4 protein-coding genes and 1 pseudogene are annotated in these 5,604 nt (G+C 74.1%); 3 read left to right on the forward strand and 2 right to left on the reverse strand.

Annotated elements, in window-relative coordinates; genetic code table 11:
- Window positions 1–235: pseudogene (locus ABZ281_RS35340) on the reverse strand ((2Fe-2S) ferredoxin domain-containing protein); the annotation flags it as partial.
- A gap of 73 nt (window positions 236–308) precedes the next feature.
- Complete coding sequence (locus ABZ281_RS35345) at window positions 309–1,841, reverse strand: IucA/IucC family protein (RefSeq protein WP_356662164.1); 1,533 nt, start codon at window positions 1,839–1,841, stop codon at window positions 309–311.
- 131 nt (window positions 1,842–1,972) lie between these two features.
- Between ABZ281_RS35345 and ABZ281_RS35350 the strand changes: the two genes are divergently transcribed.
- The 3 genes from ABZ281_RS35350 to ABZ281_RS35360 are packed head-to-tail and all read left to right on the forward strand — an operon-like array spanning window position 1,973 to window position 5,603.
- The gene (locus ABZ281_RS35350; RefSeq protein WP_356662161.1) at window positions 1,973–3,466 is read left to right on the forward strand and encodes an IucA/IucC family protein; all 1,494 of its coding nucleotides are present in this window, start codon (window positions 1,973–1,975) and stop codon (window positions 3,464–3,466) included.
- Between the two features lie 44 nt (window positions 3,467–3,510).
- A complete protein-coding gene (locus ABZ281_RS35355) occupies window positions 3,511–4,776 on the forward strand; it encodes a VWA domain-containing protein (protein WP_356662162.1) in 1,266 nt (421 codons plus the stop codon).
- A complete protein-coding gene (locus ABZ281_RS35360; RefSeq protein ID WP_356662163.1) occupies window positions 4,776–5,603 on the forward strand; it encodes a hypothetical protein in 828 nt (275 codons plus the stop codon). The genes ABZ281_RS35355 and ABZ281_RS35360 overlap by 1 nt, the downstream gene beginning before the upstream one ends.
- The last annotated feature ends 1 nt before the right edge of the window (window position 5,604 follow it).

The raw sequence follows: 5,604 nt of genomic DNA on the forward strand, positions 1-5,604 counted from the left end.
GGCCCAGCCACACCGGCCGGCCCCCGGCGGCCCGGCCCGCGGCGGTGGGCCGGTCGACGATGTCGTTGGCCTGGGCGCAGTCGTCGTGGCAGTCGGAGTCGCGCACCGGTGCCGCTTCGCGCAGGCGCTCGGCCTGGGCGGCGTGATCGACGCCGGTGATCTTGGGACTGCCGCAGCAGCAGTCCCGGCAGACGACGATGCGGCAGGGGACCCCTGCGTCCGGCGTCGCGGACATGCCGCACCCTCCCTCGCTGGCCGTTATGATCATCATTTCACGTGGGGGGGTCCGGCCTGTCCGTCCGGAGCGGTCAGGTTCCCGCCGCGAGCGGGTTGGGCAGCGGTTGGTAGCGGGCGTCGGCTCCGTCCGCGCCGGTCCAGCGCAGCAGCAGGTTGGTCTTGGCGGGCAGGGTCGGCGAGGTGAGCAGGGCGGGGATCTCGGGGAGGTCGTGGCGGGCGAACGCGCGGCGGCCGGCGGGCCAGGGGGCGAAACCGGGGTGCCGTTCGGTGAGGGCGCCGGCGATCTCGATGAGGTGGTTGACGACCAGGCAGTACACGAGCCGCTCCCAGCCGGCCTGCCGCGTCACGTCGGGGAGCAGCTTCACGCCCTCGGCGTCCCGGTACAGCGCCTGCACCGGCAGGCCGTCGGCGTCGACGGCGACCAGGGTGTTCTGCAGGTGGGCCTCGATGACGACGCCGTGCTCGGCGAACGCCGTCAGCGCCGGGGGCACGACCTGGGCCAGATAGGCCTCCCACCAGGCAGCGGGGTCGGGGATCCGGTCGAGCGGGCTGCCGTCGAAGCCCTCGACGAGTCCGGCGGCCAGCAGCGGGGTCGCGCCGGGCAGGAGGTGGTCGCCGAAGCCGTCTCGGACGAGGACGGCGAGGGCCTCGAAGGCGAAGCCGGCGGTGCGATACCCGCGGTCGCCGAGCCAGGCCGGGGGCCCGTCGGACGTCGCGAGGGCGGCACACACGGCCGCGTCCGTCCGGCGCAGGGCGAGCAGGTCGTGGCGCCACAGCCGGCGGATGTCGTTGGTGATGCGCACGTCGAGACTGAACTTGAGGAAGAGGTCGTGCCCGGGCGTGTAGAGCGTGCGGATCGCGGCCGTGGGCCAGGTGTCGAAGGCGGTGGTGCCGAGCCGGATCAGCCTTCCGTCCGCGAAGGCGGCCGCGAGCTCCGGGGCGGCCAGGTCGAGCTGCCAGGGGTGGGCCGGGAGCAGGCGGTAGCCGGGCGGGGCCGTGCCGAGGGCGTCGAGAGCGGAGGTGTCGCCCTCCTCGACGACGGTGTCCTCGCGGAGCCCGAGCAGGGCCATCGGGAAGCGGGCGTACGCCTCGGGCGCGTACGGCAGCCAGCCGGCGGCGGGCCCGCCGCCGCGCGCCTTGGGGGCCGGGTGGTGGGTGTGGCCGGTGAGGAGGGACTGCTCGGAGCGCCGGTAGAGGTCGTCGGGCGCGGTGGCCCGGGTGCGGGCGGCGAGCAGGGCGGCCACGGCCTCCCGGCTGTCGAGCATCTCGGCGGGCAGTTCGTGGTTGGACGCCCCGGTGTGCCGGCGCAGTTCCTCGGCGACGAGTTTGACCAGCTCGGTGTGGCCGACGCGGTGCCAGGCGCCCGCCTGGTGGATTTCCGGTTCGGCGGGCCGCCGGGTGCCGCGCACCCGCAGCAGACGGCCCCCGCCGGACAGCCGGTAGACGTGGTGTTCGCCTTCCTGACGGACCGGACGGGCCACCTCCCGCAGCAGGCAGTTCAGCAGGGGCACGGCGGCGTACGCGTCGGCGAGAGCGCCGACGGCCGTGCCGTCGCCGGGGGCGGAGTCGCCGTGGGCCGAGTCGTCGTCGGCGGGCGGGGGCATGAGGTCCACGCGTTCCACTCGTCCCTACGGTCCTTCCAGCGTTCCGGGCGGAGATGATCAGTATGTCGGTCGTCGCCATTGCGCTGTGACACCCCTGCTCGTACCCGCATTCGTACCCGAGGAGCCCGCCCGTGCACCGTCCCCCCACCGCCGAGACCGAGGTCGCCGACGAGCTGTCCGTCGTACGGCCCGGTCTGACGGCGCGGTACGAGGCCGAACTGCCCGGCGCCCGGGCGGCCGTGCTGTCCCGGCTGTGGCGCGGTCTGGCCCACGATCCGCTGCCCTGGGTCGCCCGCCGCGAGCAGGGCGGAGACGGGCTGACGCTGTCCCTGTCGGACGGCCGCCGCCTGCACGGTCCCCGGCCGGATCCGTACGCGACCGGCGCCTACGTCACGGTCGTACGGCTGGACGAGACGGCCTACGAGGATCCGGCGCGGCTGATGACGGACCTCGCCGTACCGCACTCCGCCTCCTTCGCCGCCGAACTCGGGCACAGTGTCGCCTCGTTGGCGCTGTCGCGAGCGGGGCAGGAGGGTGATCGGGGCGAGGGGCCGGAGCACGACTGGGAGTGGGAGCAGCGGATCGTCGACGGGCACCCGTTCCATCCGACGTGCCGGTCCCGGCCGGGCTTCTCGGTGGCCGAGCAGCTCGCCTACGGGCCCGAGCACCGGCCGGTCGTGGAACTGGGGCTGGTTCCGGTGCGGGCGGATGAGTGCCTGGTGACGGGCGTGTGGCCGGGTGAGCTGCGGGACGGGGCGCGGGTGGTGCTGCCGGTGCACCCGTGGCAGGCGGCGCATGTGCTGAAGCGGACGTGCGAGGAGCGCAGGCCCGCGCATCCGCTGATGTCCCTGCGGACGCTGGCGCTGCCCGGCGGGCCGCATGTGAAGACCTCGCTGAGCGCCCTGCTGACGTCCTCGGTGCGGGACATCTCCCTGCCCTCGGTCGCCGCGTCGGCGGTGCTGTCGGAGTTCGCCGGGACGCCCGCGGCGCGCACGGACGGCCTACTGCACGTCACCCGCACACTCGGCGCGGCGGCGGCCGGCTCGCCCGACTTCGCGGCCGTCCTGCGGGAATCGCCCGAGACGTACGCGGGCAGCGGCGAGCGGGTCCTGCCGGTGGCGGCGCTCGCCACCACCGCCCTCCCCGGCTCCCCCGCCTGGCTGGCCGGTTTCGCCCGGCTCACCCTCACCGTGGGCCTGCGGCTGCTGGAGCTGGGCGTGGCGCTGGAAGCGCACGGCCAGAACCTTTTGGTGGTCCTCTCGGCGGCGGGCGAGCCGCTGCGGCTGGTCTACCGCGACCTGGCCGACATCCGCGTCAGCCCGGCCCGCCTGGTCCGGCACGGCATCACGGTGCCCGAGCTGCCCGCCCGGATGGTCACGGACGACGAACGCGCGCTCCGCCGCAAGCTGTTCGGCTCGCTCGTGGCGGGTGCGCTGGCCGGCACGGCCGGATCGGGTCCGGCGCTCGCGGCGGCGCTGGAGACGGCCGTACGGGACCTGCCGCGCACCCCCGACCTCGCGGCGCTGTGCGGGGATCCCCTGCCCGCCAAGGCGCTGACGCTGATGCGGCTCTCGCCACAGACGCGCGGGGACCAGTGGGCGGAGCTTCCCAATCCTGTGCGGTAGGGCTCGTTTTGGACCCGGAGCGGGGTGATCAATAGGATCCGGCGATGATCACAAGAACACGGCTGGCGGCGGGTGCCTGTGCCCTGCTCGCCGCGCTGGCGGCCGGGCTCGCCTTCCCGGCCGGGGCGGCCGCCGGTGAACCCACGGGCCAGGACGCCCCCAAGGTCGACCTCGTCCTCGATGTGAGCGGCTCGATGCGGGCCAGGGACATCGACGGCCAGTCGCGCATGGCCGCCGCCAAGCAGGCGTTCAACGAGGTACTCGACGCGACGCCGGAGGAGGTCGAACTCGGCATCCGCACCCTCGGCGCCGACTACCCGGGAGACGACCGGAAGACGGGCTGCAAGGACACCGCGCAGCTCTACCCGGTCGGCCCGCTCGACCGCACCGAGGCCAAGACGGCCATCGCCACACTCACCCCGACGGGCTGGACGCCGATCGGCCCGGCCCTGCTGAAGGCGGCCGGCGACCTGGACGGCGGCGACGGCTCCAAGCGCATCGTGCTCATCAGCGACGGCGAGGACACCTGCGCCCCGCTCGATCCGTGCGAGGTGGCCCGCGAGATCGCGGCCAAGGGCATCGGCCTGACCATCGACACCCTGGGCCTGGTCCCGACCGCCAAGCTGAGCCGGCAGCTGAGCTGCATCGCCGAGGCCACCGGCGGCACCTACACCTCGGTCGAGCACCAGGACGAACTCACCGACCGTGTCAATCAGTTGGTGGATCGGGCAGCCGATCCGGTGGTGACGCCGGTGCCGGCGGAGGGCGCCGACCGGTGCACCGGGGCGCCGACGCTGAAGTCGGGCCTGTACACCGACCGGGAGGAGTTCCGGCAGCAGCGTTGGTACCGGGTGGACGTGCGGCCGGGCCAGGAGCTGCGCGCCTCGGTGAGCGTCGCGGCGGACCGGGCCGTGAACCCCGGCTACGGGGTCCTGATGCGGGCCGTGACGTCCAAGGGCCGCGAGATCGTACGCGGCGAGGCGGCGGGCAACGGCCGTACGGACGTCATCTCGACGGGTCTGCGGTACCCGAAGGCCGAGAGCGACGACGAGGACGCTCCTGCGGAGGCGGTCTGCCTGGCGGTCTCGCACTCCTTCTCGGCGGCCTCCGGCGTGAAGGCCACGCCCGGTCTGCCGCTGGAGCTGACGGTGGACGTCGTGGACGCCCCGAGTCAGGCGGGCGACGTGGCCGCCTTCGGTCTCGGCCGCGGCTGGTGGCTGCTCGGCGTGCTGATCCTCGCCGGCTTCCTCGCCGGTCTCGTCTGGGGCTGGCTGTCGCGCTGGCGGTTCGCGGTCTGGAGGACCAACTGATGCGAGTGGCAAGAGCGTTGAGCGCGGCGTTGCTGATCCTCGGCCTGGCGGCCGCCCCGGCCGCGGCCGACACCTCACCGAGTCCGTCGCAGGACGACGCCTCGGCCCCCGCACAGGCCGGCACGTCGTTCCGTACGGCCACGGAGATCGAGCAGGGGCAGCAGGCCACGGCGAGCGGCTCCACGGGGGACTACCTGTACTGGTCGTTCCCCGCCGACACCGGACAGCGCCCCACCGTCAAGGCGACGGTGAAGCTGCCGGAGACCCACGCCCCGCAGACCTGGCAGATCGACGTCTACGACGGTCTGCGCCGCCGCCAGGCGTGCCAGTACGGGGTGCAGACGCGCACCGCCGCGGCGGACACCTCCTCCGTCGAGCTGGCCTGCGTGCTGCGCACGGTCCGCGCCTGGTCGGAACCGTGGGCCGACGACCCGCTGCCGGGCACCTACTACGTCCGGCTGACCGCCACCGGCGTCGCCACCGCCGACCTCGGTCTCCCGGTCGGCAGCGAGGTGCGGGTGGACTCCAAGGACATCGGCGGATCGGCGGCGGTGGACGGCTCACTGGCCGAGCCGCTGGTGCCGGGCGTCGCCACGAAGCCCGAGGAGGAGCAGGAGAAGGCGGCCGTGCTGGCCGGTCTCGAACCCGAGGACGGCTGGGCGTCCGGCTGGTGGTCGGACCGGTGGGTGTGGACCGCGATCGGCGGGATCCTGGCCGCGCTGGCGGGGGTCGGCTTTTCGATCCGATTTCCTCGGTGCTTTCCAGGTTCCCGCTTCCGCGTTCCCCTTTCCGGCGGTTCCGACTCTATCAGATCCTTTCGGGCCTGAT

The organism is Streptomyces sp. NPDC006265 (genome assembly GCF_040613555.1).
Classification (GTDB): Bacteria; Actinomycetota; Actinomycetes; order Streptomycetales; family Streptomycetaceae; genus Streptomyces.

Coding starts and splice junctions, on each gene's coding strand:
- ABZ281_RS35360 (WP_356662163.1), top strand. CDS start 4,776: ATGCGAGTGGCAAGAGCGTTGAGCGCGGCGTTGCTGATCCTCGGCCTG.
- ABZ281_RS35345 (WP_356662164.1), bottom strand. CDS start 1,841: ATGCCCCCGCCCGCCGACGACGACTCGGCCCACGGCGACTCCGCCCCC.
- ABZ281_RS35355 (WP_356662162.1), top strand. CDS start 3,511: ATGATCACAAGAACACGGCTGGCGGCGGGTGCCTGTGCCCTGCTCGCC.